We start from the raw sequence: 14895 nt of genomic DNA, 5'->3' as shown, positions 1-14895 counted from the left end.
TCCATGAATAAAGAAACACAAGCCTTGTGGCGAAATAAAGCCAAAGGTATTTTAAAATCTGAGATTGCACTGCGAAATCTTAGTTATGCCGATGTCGTTGAAAAACTCAAAGAAATTGGTATTGAAGAAACGCCTCAAAACTTAAGCAACAAAATCACTCGTGGCGCTTTTGGGGCTGATTTTATGTTGCAGGTATTAACTGTGATTGGGTGCAAAAGTCTAAATCTGAATTAATGGTTATTTATGAGTACAAATGAAGTTGTAACGGAAGATGGTATCTTACCAGAAATCCACCTGCATTCTGAATATATGAACTGGTTTAAAAGTTGCGGAGTTAGGTTTAAAGCCTGGGGTAGTGCAGGCCCTGATTTTATTTTAACTGAACTAAATCTAATAGGAGAGGTCAAAAATAAAGATACAAATTCAAATTTAAAGAAGGCGGTGAAAGAAATTTATGAAAGAAAAACCGATATTGGCAAGATTGATAACTATGAGGCCTTCTTTATAGTTGCAGGTGAGACAATACGATACTACAATCAAACGAAAGAAAAACACTGGCAGGATGTGAAACTGGATAAGTGTATTGTATTCAAAGAAAAAGATAGGGATCAGTTTTTAGACTTTATCAAACAAAAAGGCCATAAAATAAAAATAGACTCTCATTTGGAGTACGCTTTAGATTTTATTCTAAATGATAAATTTAAACTAAATGTCACGGACGCTTTTCAAATTTTATTCAATCTTGATAAAGAAATAATTACCACTAATAGATATCTGTTTATCAACCAAGCAACCGAGAATGAGATCGAAATTCATTTGGTAATGGACAAGGTTAATAGAGAAGAACTTTTAAATTTCATCAATAAATTTACAATTGATGATGTAAATAAAGTAAAAGAATACATAAAACACAACTACTCCAGCCACATGCCAGATGATAAAAAAGCCAATTTGGGTAAATACTACACCCCAAAAGAAATAGTGGAACTATTAAGAGAGAGCATACAGGAGCGAATTACTTTTGATACCACTGTGATGGATCTGTCCTGCGGTTGTGGGGCTTTTCTTGAATTATTTGATGATTGTAAAATCATAGGGGCGGATGTAGACAAAACTGCCATTGAAATACTTGACTTGTTTAAATTCTCCAATATACTTCATGACAATACATTATTAAATGTAAGTCGTGGTAAATATGGGCTAGACAAGGACGACAGAGTTATTATCATTGGGAATCCTCCTTATAACGATTCAACTAGTATTAATAAGCGATATAGCACAAAGCAAAAAGCGGAACGACTGATTCAAGATGAAGATATCAAATGTAGGGATGTGGGACGTTCTTTTTTGGAGGCATATGCCAAACTTGAACCAGAATACATTTGTGTTCTGCACCCACTATCCTATCTTATCAAGAAAAACAATCTAAGAGATATGAAAAAACTAAGGGCTAACTACCGCCTAGCAAAAGCAATTATTTTCTCTAGCCATTACTTCAAAGATTTAGCGGGGGGCACTCCTTTCCCCATAATTATGGCTACTTATGAAAAGAATGCCGAAGGGATGAATTATGAGTTTATAAAAAACTTTATGTTTGACATATATGGCAGCGACTTAAAATTTTCACTTAGTGGTGTAGAACAAGCGGGGAATGATTATATACACCAAACTGTCACAAGTTTAGACAAAGGTTTTTCGGATATAGATGTATATCACTACAATTTTCGCGATTTAAACTCGATAAATAAAGCCAATTTTCAAAGTAAAGAATATAGAGAAAAGCATAAAAACTCGATGTTGGTTGTTAATTTCGACAATCTATGGAAGTACTGTTATATAAACTGTATAAAAAAATTTTTATTACCAATGCTTGCTGAGGAGCACAACTACATTTTGGGTAATTTAAATCCAATATTGGATAAGCGATTGATTGAGAGTGATTTAGAATATTGGAGTGATTTATTTATTATGGGTGCTATACTTAAAAATACGCACAGACTCGATGTTTTTAATATAGACAACATAAATCGTAACTTTATGTCTAAAAAGTTTGTTCTGAATCGATTTAAACACAAAGTAAAAAATGAAGAAAGCTGCGGCGGGAAACCGAATATATACAGAATGTTCCTGAATTATCTTGACACAAGAGATTCCAACATTGAGAATGAGATATATCAGGTTATAAGAGATTATTTCAAGCAGTTAGTAAACCAGTGTTTTTTTAAATAGGTGTATCAGCACCTATTTTTTCTTTTATATTTGTGCAGGTGCTACATAATGGCGGCTTTTTATGCCATTTTTCTTTATACTAACCGATAGGCAACTTGGGCAAGTAATGGTAATTTGTGTCTTCATAACCGTAAATTACCAACTTTTGTGCAAGTTGTCTTTTTAGTTTTTGTTACAGCATACTTTTGGGCTACTGCCAAAGCAAAAAATGCTTGACAGTGTTCCATAGAATTAGCATAATGTATCTGCTACTGCAAAATCAGTAGTCAGCCGTGAGAAGCTGAATAAACAAGGTAAGCAAACCGTTTTGTTTGTTGCCTTCGCAATAACCAAGCGGTATTTTTATGCTTGCGATTTCCCTGTGCCTTTATTTATTATGGTAGGCAAGGGGCGGCTAGGCTTTTATGCCTGCTGGTTACTTGTTGCCAGTTTCTCACATCCGTCCTTTGTCTACCGCCCTATCCGTGAGAAGACAGGCTGGTATTTATGACCAAAACAAGTAAAGGCAAACCCTATGACCACTTCCAACCATTCTCATTCTTGCAATCCTAATTGCAATAGCATCAACCAATACCCCATCAGACCAAAACCAAGCTGTGTCTAGAAAAATGGGCAATGGATACTCAATGATGAAGCCTACAATCATCTTTTGAATGTGCGTGATACTCTACTTGCATTTAGTGGTTATACTTGTATCAATAATGATAAATGCAGTGTGCCTTATTAAACACTTTGGGTATGCTGTCGGATATGCTGACTAATACCTTAGAATCCCAAGAATCCTAGCCAATATTGCAGTAACTTTTTGATTAAAACCGCCTAAAAATGTTTTTGGGAGGGTTTTTGTTTTTAAAGCATTTGCTTAAAATGTTTTCATGGAGAGCTTGTTGCCTGTTTTTGTAAAATGTTTTTAAAAAATTTGGCAAGCCTTTTTTTGGGCATGCTTGATTTTTTTGTTATTTACTTATCACTTTTAAGGGTGTTTTATGAGCAAAATCAATGCACAAGATGAACAGCAGTACGAAATGGTGATGGTAATCTCAGAATTTTTAAAAAATGAGAATCTTGTCGCCAATGATTGTGATGGTGTGGCAATGCGATTGTATGAATGTTTGCAAAAGGTTTTTGGTGGTTGCAATATTTATTTTAAAAAAGGCATTGCTGGGCAAGCAGATGAAGAAGGTCGGCAAATGCTGATAGATCAAGACAAAGGGCTTAGCATTCATCAGATTGCCCAAAAATATCAAAAGACTTGTCAATCTGTCTACAAGAAGCTATCCAAAGCAAGAACGGAAAGACGCAAGCAAAATAATGAAAACTTTGGAGCTTTATAAGGTGGCAAACAATGAATGACTTAGAAGTAAAACGCTTTTAAATTTCAAGAACAGGCGTGCATACAGACAGTAACGGCAATGAGCATACTTTTCTGATGTGCTATTTAATAAGCTGATAATACGATTTAATCAACTGGCACAAATCATAGCAATCAACAAACGTCCCTATATCTTGAACATCCCCAAAGCAAAGCTAATAATGACCCAACACGCCATCAAAGCTACGGCTATGTGTCTGGTCTTGAACTGGATAATGGGCGATTGTATGCGGTGGCGTGGGTTAATCGTAAACTTATCAATTTGATAAAAAGCGGACAATATAAGGCGGTATCAGCTGGCTTTATGAAAGTGGATGATGATTTGTGGTTAGACCATGTCGCTTTTGTCAAAAGACCTGCGGTAAAAGACATGGAAGTACTTAGTTTTTCAGAGCATTCTTTTGTGCAAAACTGCGTAATGGCATTGGTAAATACCCATGATTTTAATGCTGGTAATGCCATTCACAAAAAGGCTTTATCATGGATGAAAGCCTTTAATACCGATTACGAAACAGCGGTCATTTCAATCATGCGTGAGTAAGCAAATACTGCTAATTTTTCAAAAAGAAACAGCAATAACCAATCCTATCAGTTGCACCAAAAAGCCTTAGCTTATCAAGCTCAATGCGGCGTAAGTTATAAAACGGCGGTGCGTGAATGCTTAAAACAAGAAGCTGCTCTATGAGTAAATCGACCATTAAAAATGATATTGCCAAAATCAAAAGTGAAATTCAAAAATGGTACGATGAATTAAAGCAGTTGAATCAAGAAAAATCAAGCTATGAAATGCAAATCAAAGAGCTTGAAATGATGCCTGTAAACCGTACGGATTTTGGTGTATTACTGAAAGAATCTATCGCTCAAGAAGCGAGCAACTATACCAAAAACATTGCTCAAAGCCTGCTGCAACCTGAATTTGTTGATAAAGAAATGCAGGAAAAATATAACGGATTTAAGGCGATGAATGAAAGAAGTCTTAAAGACTTTGAGTGGTGCAAGAATAATCAAAGGTTTGAATGGTTATTTAATGCTTTTCGTAGCCATAAAAACCTAATCACACCAAGTAACAGCACAGAAACAAGACAAATGTTATACTGGTTAATTCCTGATGTGGTGTATGAAAAAAACCATGCATATTATCAATGCTGAAATAGGTGAAAAATGGGGAAATGATGACTTACCAAGCATTGATGAAAGATATAAACTAATTTTATCATTAAGGGAGAAAATTAGTTTATGCCAAAATCGGATTGATGAATTACAAGGAGTTGTTACTGGGATGAGTTCAATATCAATCAACCCTGAAATTTAAGTGAAAGAAAACACCTTTACTGTGAAAATTAAAGGTGTTTTTTGTTGCATATCACAAATAAATGAAATAGCCTTGCACCAAGTGAAAGAAAATTTTGTTTGTCTGATTGCAAAAATTTGAGAGTTTTATCGTGTTGCGTAACACTATGGCTTGCTATCCATTATCCCCAACGCTTTAAAAAAATCATTGTTAGCAATACTGCTGCCAAAATTGGACAAACAAATGCTTGGCAAGATAGGGCAAATATCGTGCTGGAACAAGGGCTTAAAAACATTGCCAATTCCGCCCCCAGTCGTTGGTTTGGTAAAGACTTTATAGTCCACCATGGTGCTGTCGTTGCTCGCCTGGTTGATATTCTTGCCCATCAAAATACCAATGGCTATGCTGCTTGCTGTCAAGCTTTGGCAGTTGCTGATGTACGAAACAAGCTTGGCAATATTAATACGCCTCTTTTGTCCATCGGTGGAGAATTTGACCTCATCACACCTATTAGTGACGCTCAGTTTATTGCCGACAATATACCAAATGCCGCCATTGCCACCATTGCCGCCTCTCATATTTCAAATCTTGAGCGTCCAGATGGCTTTAATGCAATCATCGAAAGATTTTTATGCACCAATTATTACTGATTGGTGCATAGCCAATTAACCTTTAACAGTAATGATTTTTGGAATTTGCATTAGACTGTCTATTATTATACCCTGCTAGCGGTTACCACCCAAAAACAAAACCCATAAAACATCATACAGTTTTATGGGTTTGATAAGCGGTCAAATTATTTGGCGTAACCGCTTACATCAACGGTTACACGACGGTTTGGTTGTAGGCAGTTTTTTAGTGCCTCACGACCAAGACTGTCTGAGCATTGTACAACAGGTTGGCTCTCGCCAGCACTGGTTGCACTAATTGGAACCAAGATGCCTTTTTGTTGCAGATATGCTTTGACCGTATCGGCACGGCGTTGACCCAAGGCAAGATTATACGACTCGCTGCCTAGGCGGTCGGTATGTCCTGTCAAGGCAATGCCTGAGATTTCAATAAATTCTTCATTTAGGACACGAGCCAATTCGTCCAAGCGAGCTTTGCCCTCTGGCAACATATCCGCCATGCCTGATTTATCAAAACGAAACAGTGCATCAGCTGCGATTTCGATTTGTCTAACTGGTGGCGGCACTGGTCGCTCTGGTTGAACGGGCACAGGCTCAGGAATAATAACAGGTTGCTCAACCACAACTGGCGGAACCACCTCAACAGGTTTTGCTTCCTCAGGCGGACACCAGCGGTGAATGACATCACGAGCTTGTGCTGTGCTGCCTAGTGTGGCAAGGATGCAGCAAGCGGTAAGAAGTTTCATTTTTTTCATAATATTATCCTAATCGGCTGCCACCCGATGGTGGCAGCGTTTGCGTTGATAGATGCAAGTGGTTATTTCCAAGTATATTTCCAACCCACCGTACCACGATAGCCATCACGGTTGGCACTGCCGCCGAGTTCACGCTCGTAGCGGGCATCTGCATAGACATAGCTTTGTTTCGAGGTTGGTAATTGGATACCGACACCCACTTCACCCCAAGTTGAGGCATATTTTTCTTCAAGTGAGCTGCGTCCGATATTGACTTTGCCCGAGCGAACAAAATCGTGTAACACATTGGCGGTGGCGTAGAATGTTTTGGTGTTCAGCTCTTTGGTTGGAGCATTGTACGCCAAACGAACGCCCACGCGGCCGCGTAAGCCATGTTGGGTATCTGGCTCAACTTGACGAGTGCCGTCGTTAAAGCCGTTCAAACGCAACGCTTGGTAGCTTAGTTGAGCTTGTGGCTCAAGCATCCATACGCCTTCGGTTGGTTGGTAATCGCTCAATGCATAAGGGCGACCCACTTCTGCAGAAAGGGCGGCTCTCCAGCCGTTTTGGGTAGCTTCGATACCACGGCGTGATTCATAGCGGTTACGCAAGTAAGACACTTGACCCACCAAATCAAGGTAGCTACCGTTTAGGGCGTAGCGTGTGTGGCTTGCCCCAAGGCTGAAGCTCTCTGATTTGCCTTTGCCTGTGTATTTGTCTTGGCTGATGATGCCGTTTTCGGCACGCAAGCGGTCGTTGAAGTCGGTGTTCGCACGGGTGTAAGCGAAGTAAGCACCGCTTAATTGGTGGCCGCCTTTGTCATCACGGTTGATGGCGAAATCGTGTCCGATTTGCAGACCGTACATATCGCTATCATAGCCAAAGCGTGTTTTGCCGTCTTCTTGTAGGTTGCGACCAAAGATTCGTGCCCAAGATTGTGCATCAGCATCTTTGCCACAAGTACCACACTCGTCCCAAGCCAGCGTTTGGTTTTCGCCACGGCGTTCGTGCAAGGTCGCCAAGCTCGTGTAGCCCATTTCCATATTCACTTTTGGCATCGCCACATAGGCAGCTACCTCTGGTGCATAGATTGGCGTGCTTGGTTGCTCTGGCTGTGGCTCAGGTTGTGGTTCTGGCTGTGGCTCAGGTTGCGGTTCTGGCTGTGGCACAGGTTGTGGTGGTTGTGGCACAGCAGTCAATGTCCACGCATAGGTGTTGGTTCCTCGCACTTTGGTTAATTGTGCCTGTTCTGCGTTGGTTGTTTCGGCAGTACCTGAGAATGTCGCACTGTCAGTGCCTTTTACTTCCACCACTGTGGCAGAATATTTTTGGGTTTCGCCTGCTTTTACATCACCGATAATTTTACCGTTGGTGCTCACCGTTGTGCTACCTGTCGCATCACCGTTGATTGTCAGTTTATCGCTGAAAGTTTTGCCATCTTGATACCAAGAGGTATTGACGATAAGGTTGGCATTATCGCCTGTGTAGCTGTCAGTCGTGATGGTTTTGAAGTTGCGCGCTAATTTTGGATCTGCCGCCGATGACAATGGGCTAAAGCGTACAGTGGAGTTATTCACCGCAAGATTTGTCATCGCAGAATCTGCCGTTACACGCCAAGTGCTATCTTTTAAGGCAACCGTTGAGGTAGCATTATCAGCTTTGACAAAAGCACCCGCAAGGTTTGAATTATTAGCCGTAAATTGCGTTACGCCACTTTGTGCATCAAGGAGACGAGTCGCATTAAGCGTAGCGTTATTCGCGGTAAAGGTATTCGGTGTCGCTGTACTGCCTTCGGTGGCTTTTACTAGCGTGCCATTCGTATTCACATTCACCGTGCTGCCATTGACTTCAACCACGCCGCCGTTGTCGGTACTAAAGGCCGTGCTGTTGTTGCCAGAGAGGGTAAGTGTTTTGGCATCAAAAACCAATTTACCTTGGTTGCGTGCGATATAAGCATTCACGCCTTCTACATTGGTGGTGGTGTCAAGGGAAGAATTTAGGGTAGAGGCTTTGATACCGCCATCTACATTGTTATTGACATCATAACCTTGACCATCAACCACGCCGATAACCGCACCTTTGCCCGAAATATTCACGGTAGCGTTATTATCGATATTACCCGTAGCACCGCCTTCGATACGAAGGGCATTGCTGCCTTCGCCCGTGAGATTAAAGGTGAGCGTATCGGCATTGATGGTGGTGTTAGAGCCCGTGCCGAGCACCGCAATGCTATCTTTACCTGAAGTGGTGATTTTGGTTAAACCATTGGCAACGAATTTTGCTCCATCGGCGATGCGATAAAGGTTAGAACGCTCGGTACCTACGGTCATTTCCGCTTCGTTAGTGGTGATGGAAGCGTTTTCGCCAAAGATATAAAAACCGATTTGGTCTGTCCCTTGGTTGAATTTTGGTGAAGAGCCTTGTTCAACAGTCAAGGCAGCGTGATTACGTGCATGCACACCAATGGCACCTACACCATTGAGGTTGATTTCACCGTCAATCGTACCCGTTGCTTGGCGGTCGGCAGAATAACCTTCGGCATAAACCGCATAGTTACGTGTGCCGCTTTTCGGATCTTGTCCACCGTTAATGGTGATGTTCGAGGTTTCGGTAGCGTCCACTTTGGCTTTGCCGTCAAGTTTTACCGCCACGCTGTTGATGCCGTCTATGGTAATCGCACCAGCGGTTTGAATCTTGGCATCGCCAGAATCTTTGGCCAATAAACCGATATTTTGCAGTGGAGGTGAGCCGTTCGCATTTTGTGCGGCACCTTTTAAGATGATTTGGCTGCCCTTGTCAAGGGTGATTTCGCTACCAGCCGCTGTTTGAGTTACAGCGATGGCTGTCGCATTTTGAGCCTTCTCTCCCACCGTGATAGTGCCGCTATGGGTCACCGTAGTGTTAATCGGTGTGCTATTGGTTGATTGGACCAAAATACCCGCCGTCGGTAGGTTCGGGTTGGTCTCTTGTGTTGCCGCACCTTTTTCATATTGAGCAATACGACCGATATAAATCTCACCATCATTGCTAACGGTTGAGCCTTCGCCATCGGCGATGATACCATAGGTAGGACCTTGAATATCATTATTAACCGCCACATTAATCACGCCTGTGCTAGAGTTGATCACTGTGCTGTCATTGCCTGCTTTTACGCCATAATTGACACGACCTGTAGTGGTGTCAAGCGTCCAGCCTGCCACATTGATAATGTTGTTATTCTCAAAGCGTCCTTTGTCATACACGGTAACACCCAAGCCCTCAACATAGCCACCATTAGCATTGTAGTTGCCTTTTTGGGCGGTATCGTAGCCATTTCCAGAATAATAACCCGTTGAAATCACGCCGTTATTCACGCCGCGTGAACCTTCATCACGCACCACCATTTGGTAGAAGTGGCCAGAGATTTTTGCCCCTTGTTCAACGATGGCTGTACCACCGTTTTCGGCAAGCATGGCACCGCCCGCACCGCCTTTACGCACGCCAGCAACACTGGTACTAGGCAATGAGCGAACATCAAGGAAAGCACCGTCTTTTACGGTAACGGTTGAACCTGTACCTGAAGCTGCCATCACCCAGCGTTCGCCACGCACTTCAGATACATCATCAGCAGGAATGGTTTCGTTATAGGTGTAACGAACTTGCTCATAAGTGAATGCTTTATTAAACGCATCATCATAGGCTTTTTGTAGACCGTTTTGCTCTTCACCTGGGAAGAGTCTTGGCTCTTTTAAGCGAGCGATTAACGCATCGTTATAGGCCTTGAGGCTTTCAGCATCGGTAACATTATAGGTTTGACCATCAAACTCCACTTGACCTGCATATTTTGGCACTGCGCGAGTTAGTGCGATGGTGGTGGTTTCACCAATCTCTGCTGGTTTGTTTGGATCAGCATTTGAGGCACGGTAAGTATTGGCATTACCAAAGTTAATGCGGTTTTGGCTTGTCCAATCAATATCCGCACCTGATTCTGCCTGTGCCAATGTGGTGCGTTTAGCATACATCAGCAATGTGTCTCTGTCTTGCTCAATGTTTACCTCTGCTTTGGCTTCGTTTGACGCATTGACAAAGCGAGCATTGATATATTGATTATCGCCAACGCTAAGATTTGGCACTTCAACACGCTCGGTCCCCCAAGTGCCGCCAATGATATTGTCGCTGTTGTAGGTGGCAACGGTATTCACTGAACGGGTCGGTACATTGGGTGCACCCACGCTGTTGTTTTTTTGACCCACAGTAAGACGCTCGGCGTCTCGCATTTCATTGCCATTTTCATCTTGATACGACACCTGATCAGGCGTTGTCGAGATATGAGACTCAATGCCCTGCTCAACATTACTGGCTTTACCTGTCAAACGTAGGGTTTGACCTGCGCCATCAACAAGAGCTTGACCTACTCTTTCATCATTTAATCGAGGATTATAGCTGTTTCCTTGGGTGGCATCTTGTAGAGCGGTAATTGTACATTCGGTGGCAGTTGATCCATCACCACAGGTTGCAGCCTCCGCAGGTAGGGCAATGCCGCCACCGACAACCATCGCTGACACCAACACCGCAGCACGCGTGCTGCCTTGCTTTTTACGACTACCCAGTTCAGAACAAACAACCCAAGCACCTTGAGTGGCTGACCAGATGAGTTTATATATTTGGTTCATGAAAAATACCTTAAGATTATGTCAAGATTTGCAATATTTACCCAGTCTAACTTAGACAAGCAAAATAGCGTAAGATTTGCACTGCAAAATTCTACACAAATGTTTTGTTTGTGCAATAAAAGAATTGTATTAATTTCTTAATATGAAGGGGGGGGGGTGATGAGGCTGTTGCCATTGATTAAAAAGCTCAATAGCAGCTAAATAATTAGCAAATCTTAATTAAAACAAACAGTTGGTATAATAGAAAAGTACACTTGTACCGATTTTCGGCAAATCTTGTTTGTTATTGTATGTTTATTTTTGTGTAGTTATGTAAGTTTTCTTGCTGTTATTTGTCTGGTCATTTTGACTGCCAAAGGCTGTCTTGGGCATTGGCACGCAGTTTGCTTATTCATTATTGATGCTGATATTTCGCTACACCAACACACCAAAACAAAAAGCCCAAATCATTGACTTGGACTTTTTAAAATTTGGAGCGGGAAACGAGATTCGAACTCGCGACCCCAACCTTGGCAAGGTTGTGCTCTACCAACTGAGCTATTCCCGCATATTTGCTTTATGGGTGCGTATTATACAGTAAATAAAATTGCCGTCAAGCATTTTTTTGAAAATTTTTTGATTTTTTATAAAAATTTGGCAACTTTGGTTAATTTGCCATCACCCCAAGGGCAATCCCCCACTTGGCAAGCCAATCGGCGTCGTCTTGCAAATCCAACACACAGGCTTGATGCTCAGCACGGTCAATGCGTACATCAATACGCCAAGATTTCGCTTCTTGGTCGATGATATAAAGCCGCAATTGCTGCTTGGCAATATCGCTTCTGCCATGATGCACCAGTACCGACATTCGCAGCAATACCGCCAGATATAACAAGCCTTTGCCACCAGTTTTGATAATGCGTTCGCCATCATCGGCACGGATAGCACGGCGATGATAACGCACAAGCAGCGATAGCTTTTCTTGGGTGGTGCGTGAAAAACCCGCCATGTCAGCATATTTTAGCAAATAACTGCTGTGCTTTTGATAACTGCTATGACCAATCGCCAGCCCCACCTCGTGCAGTATTGATGCCCATCTTAATAATTGCTTGTCTGATGATGTCAGCCCAAGTGCCTCTCGCACCTGCTCAAATAATGACTCGGCAATCTTGGCGACTCGTTTTGCTTGTTTTTTGTCCACACCAAACCGTTCGGATAATTGTCGCACGCTGTCATCACGCACATCATCATAGTCCATGCGTGAAAGCATATCGTACATCACTCCCTCGGACAATGCACCATCGCAATAGTGCATTTTGCGTATGCCGAACACTTTCATGACAGCGAGCAATATCGCCACCCCAGCAGGAAAAATCGCCTTGCGATACGCACGAACCCCAGCAATATCAATCATATCAACATGACCGCAGGATAATAGCGATGCCTTTAATTGCTCAACAGCTGCAAGCGTGATGGTATCACCCAAGCCAAAATCAGCCACCGCTCGTGCGATGCTCTTGATTGCCCCTGATGAGCCGATGACTTCGGCAAAGCCGACTTTTTTGTAGCGATTGGCGTGCGTGATGATTTCTTTTTGGGCGGCATAAATCGCCCTTTCAAAACGATGACTGTCAATATAGCCATCGCCAAAAAACCGCTGGCTAAAACCCACCACGCCCACTTGGGCACTCTCTGTCAAAAGCGGCATCTGTGCCTGACCGACGATCAGCTCGGTTGAGCCACCGCCAATATCCACCACCAATCGCTGCCTTGGACTTGGGCAAGTATGTGCCACGCCCAAATAAATCAGGCGAGCCTCCTCACGACCTGACACCACCTCTATCGGCACGGGCAAAATTTCATTGGCACGCTCAATAAATGCCTGACTATTCACCGCCTGCCGAAGTGCATTGGTCGCCACCACTCGCACACAAGAGGCATTGACATCGGCTAACCTGCCTGCAAAACGCTGTAGGCAGTCAAGCCCTCGCTGCTGAATCAGCTCAGACAGATAATCATGCTCGTCTAGCCCTGCTGCCAGTTGTACTTTTTCGCTCATGGACGCCACACGCCGCAATTTATCACCCTGCCGCTTGGCAATGGTCAGATGGATACTGTTTGAGCCAATATCAACAGCCGCCAACTTCTCGGTATCTTTTGACAACATAAATCGCCTCACTTCATCAAGCCATCTGCCAGTTGCGTTGTTGGGAAAATCATGCGAAAGGTTGAGCCTCGTCCTTGTTGTGAGCTAATGTGAAGTTTTGCATGATGCTTTGCTAATATATGCTTAACAATCGCCAGCCCAAGCCCTGTGCCGCCTGTAGCACGACTGCGGCCACTATCAACACGATAAAACCTCTCCGTCAGCCGTTTTAAATGCTCATCAGCGATGCCGATGCCGTTGTCAGTAACGCTTAACTGTACGCCATCAGCAATCTCTTCGTAACTAATGTCAATCTCGCCACCTGCTGGCGTGTATTTGATGGCATTCACCACCAGATTAATGATGGCACTGTACAGATAGCTCTCGATGCCCAAGATATTTTTGTCCGTGTCCAAATGCAAATCAATCAAATGCCCAGCCTTGTTGGTTGCTTGTGCTTCATCAAAAATTTGCATCAATAGTCGTGGCATATTCACCGCCACCATTGGCTTGGTTTCATCGCTTTCTAATCGTGATAACATCAGCAAATCATTAATCAGTGCATTCATGCGTATCGCCTGCTCGTGCATAAGCTTCGTGCCACGAGCCAAAGCAGGGCTTAAATCATCCATCATGCCAAAATTTTCAAGATAGCCCAAAATCACCGTCAAAGGCGTACGCAGCTCATGCGAAACATTACCCACAAAATCCGTACGCATCTGCTCAAGTTGCCAAGTACGCGTGTAATCCTTGATGACGACCAACAGCTGCGGGTGGTTTGGCACGGCTGTGATACTAAGCTGTAGCACGCCATCGGTGTGAGCGTTTTTTTGATAAAAACACGCATCAGCCGCCCCATCTTTATCGCCATGTGTCAATCTATCAAGCAAATATTGACCAATTTCATCATCAAATAGCTGCACAAGATTGCTGGTGTCATCAGAACTGGGATTAGACATACCAAGCAAAGTCTTGGCAGCAGTATTGCCAAAAACCACCCGAACACTGCCAGCCTCATAGGCGACCACAACCACGCCATCAGCCAGCTGGTGAAGCAACTTGCATTCATCAATCGCCTGATTCATCAGCATTTATCCGAAAAACGATAGCCCGTACCACGCACTGTCTGTATCAGCCTATCCGCCCCAAATGGCATCAAAAGTTTACGCAGTCGTCTGATATGCACATCAACCGTCCGCTCGTCAATGTACACATTACTCCCCCAGACAGCGTCCAATATCTGTGTGCGTGTATATGCCCGCTCGGCATGGCCAACAAAAAAGCACAACAGTCGATACTCGGTGCTGCTCATCACAATCTCATCATCGCCTGCCATGACTCGCTGACTGACAGTATTGATTGTCAAATTTGCCACCTGCAACACGCCCTTTTTGTCGCCACCGCCCAACCGTCTTAACACCGCATTGATACGACTGACCAGCTCACGCGTACTAAATGGCTTGGTGATATAATCATCAACGCCAGCATCTAGCCCATAGACCTTATTATCCTCCTCGCCTTTGGCGGTGAGCATGATGATGGGAATCTCATCGGTATTGGGCGTTTTTTTTAGCCGTCGCACAAAGTCAATGCCAGACTCGCCATGCGGCATCATCCAATCAAGCAAAATCAAATCAGGCAGCTGCTCAACAACTGCCAAATATGCCCCTTGGATATCAAACGCCTGCACCACCTGAAAATCTGCCAGCTCCAGCGTGCTTGCGATTAGCTCATTGATGGCTGGCTCATCTTCAACGACCAAAATTTTTGCACACATTGTCCACCCCTTAAGTTGATGGTTGTTTGCCACTGTAGTTATTTTGCTTTATTTGCCTAAAAATCACAAACCTAAATATCAGCATT

At 43.2% G+C, this 14895-nt stretch carries 11 protein-coding genes, 1 tRNA gene and 2 pseudogenes; 7 read left to right on the top strand and 7 right to left on the bottom strand.

What is annotated here, in order from left to right; translation table 11 throughout:
- Positions 1-3: 3 nt before the first annotated feature.
- Entirely contained in the window at positions 4-234 is a 231-nt protein-coding gene (locus tag EL162_RS03395) for a DUF6471 domain-containing protein (RefSeq protein ID WP_078318489.1), read from the top strand.
- Between the two features lie 9 nt (positions 235-243).
- The gene (locus tag EL162_RS03390; protein ID WP_126330108.1) at positions 244-2229 is read left to right on the top strand and encodes an Eco57I restriction-modification methylase domain-containing protein; all 1986 of its coding nucleotides are present in this window, start codon (positions 244-246) and stop codon (positions 2227-2229) included.
- Positions 2230-2283: 54 nt separating this feature from the next.
- Here the strand turns inward: EL162_RS03390 and EL162_RS10430 are convergent.
- Positions 2284-2355 (bottom strand): annotated as a pseudogene (locus EL162_RS10430) (IS1 family transposase); the annotation flags it as partial.
- 860 nt (positions 2356-3215) lie between these two features.
- On the opposite strand from EL162_RS10430, the gene EL162_RS03385 reads away from it, so the two are divergent.
- The 5 genes and pseudogenes from EL162_RS03385 (at position 3216) to EL162_RS03365 (ending at position 5542) form a co-directional block, all read left to right on the top strand.
- Positions 3216-3563, top strand: a complete 348-nt coding sequence (locus EL162_RS03385; protein ID WP_126330106.1) for a Mor transcription activator family protein — start codon at positions 3216-3218, stop codon at positions 3561-3563.
- A gap of 159 nt (positions 3564-3722) precedes the next feature.
- Positions 3723-4142 (top strand): annotated as a pseudogene (locus EL162_RS03380) (phage protease); the annotation flags it as partial.
- Positions 4143-4282: 140 nt separating this feature from the next.
- On the top strand, positions 4283-4750 hold the full coding sequence (locus EL162_RS03375) for a hypothetical protein (protein WP_126330102.1): 468 nt from the start codon (positions 4283-4285) through the stop codon (positions 4748-4750).
- Positions 4719-4913 (top strand): hypothetical protein, encoded by a 195-nt coding sequence (locus EL162_RS03370; RefSeq protein WP_126330100.1) that lies wholly within the window; start codon positions 4719-4721, stop codon positions 4911-4913. Before EL162_RS03375 ends, EL162_RS03370 begins: the two co-directional genes overlap by 32 nt.
- 116 nt (positions 4914-5029) lie before the next feature.
- The gene (locus tag EL162_RS03365; protein ID WP_126330098.1) at positions 5030-5542 is read left to right on the top strand and encodes an alpha/beta hydrolase; all 513 of its coding nucleotides are present in this window, start codon (positions 5030-5032) and stop codon (positions 5540-5542) included.
- 146 nt (positions 5543-5688) lie between these two features.
- Here EL162_RS03365 and EL162_RS03360 read toward each other — a convergent pair whose 3' ends face one another.
- The 6 genes from EL162_RS03360 to phoB all read right to left on the bottom strand — a co-directional run bounded on the left by EL162_RS03360 (position 5689) and on the right by phoB (position 14809).
- Positions 5689-6276 carry an OmpA family protein gene (locus EL162_RS03360; protein WP_126330096.1) on the bottom strand — a complete coding sequence of 196 codons (588 nt, stop codon included), beginning with the start codon at positions 6274-6276 and terminating at the stop codon, positions 5689-5691.
- 62 nt (positions 6277-6338) lie between these two features.
- On the bottom strand, positions 6339-10907 hold the full coding sequence (locus EL162_RS03355; RefSeq protein ID WP_126331655.1) for an autotransporter outer membrane beta-barrel domain-containing protein: 4569 nt from the start codon (positions 10905-10907) through the stop codon (positions 6339-6341).
- 471 nt (positions 10908-11378) lie between these two features.
- A tRNA-Gly gene (locus tag EL162_RS03350) sits at positions 11379-11454 on the bottom strand.
- 99 nt (positions 11455-11553) lie between these two features.
- Positions 11554-13053 (bottom strand): Ppx/GppA phosphatase family protein, encoded by a 1500-nt coding sequence (locus EL162_RS03345; protein WP_076555865.1) that lies wholly within the window; start codon positions 13051-13053, stop codon positions 11554-11556.
- A gap of 8 nt (positions 13054-13061) precedes the next feature.
- Positions 13062-14117, bottom strand: a complete 1056-nt coding sequence (phoR, locus tag EL162_RS03340) for a phosphate regulon sensor histidine kinase PhoR (protein ID WP_227543430.1) — start codon at positions 14115-14117, stop codon at positions 13062-13064.
- The gene (gene phoB / locus EL162_RS03335; protein WP_126330094.1) at positions 14117-14809 is read right to left on the bottom strand and encodes a phosphate regulon transcriptional regulator PhoB; all 693 of its coding nucleotides are present in this window, start codon (positions 14807-14809) and stop codon (positions 14117-14119) included. Before phoB ends, phoR begins: the two co-directional genes overlap by 1 nt.
- Positions 14810-14895: the final 86 nt, after the last annotated feature.

The sequence above is a fragment of the Moraxella cuniculi genome, from assembly GCF_900637105.1.
Taxonomy (GTDB): Bacteria; Pseudomonadota; Gammaproteobacteria; order Pseudomonadales; family Moraxellaceae; genus Moraxella; species Moraxella cuniculi.
Note: the sequence above shows the minus strand (reverse complement) of the source record. Positions and strands in the feature narration are given on the sequence as shown.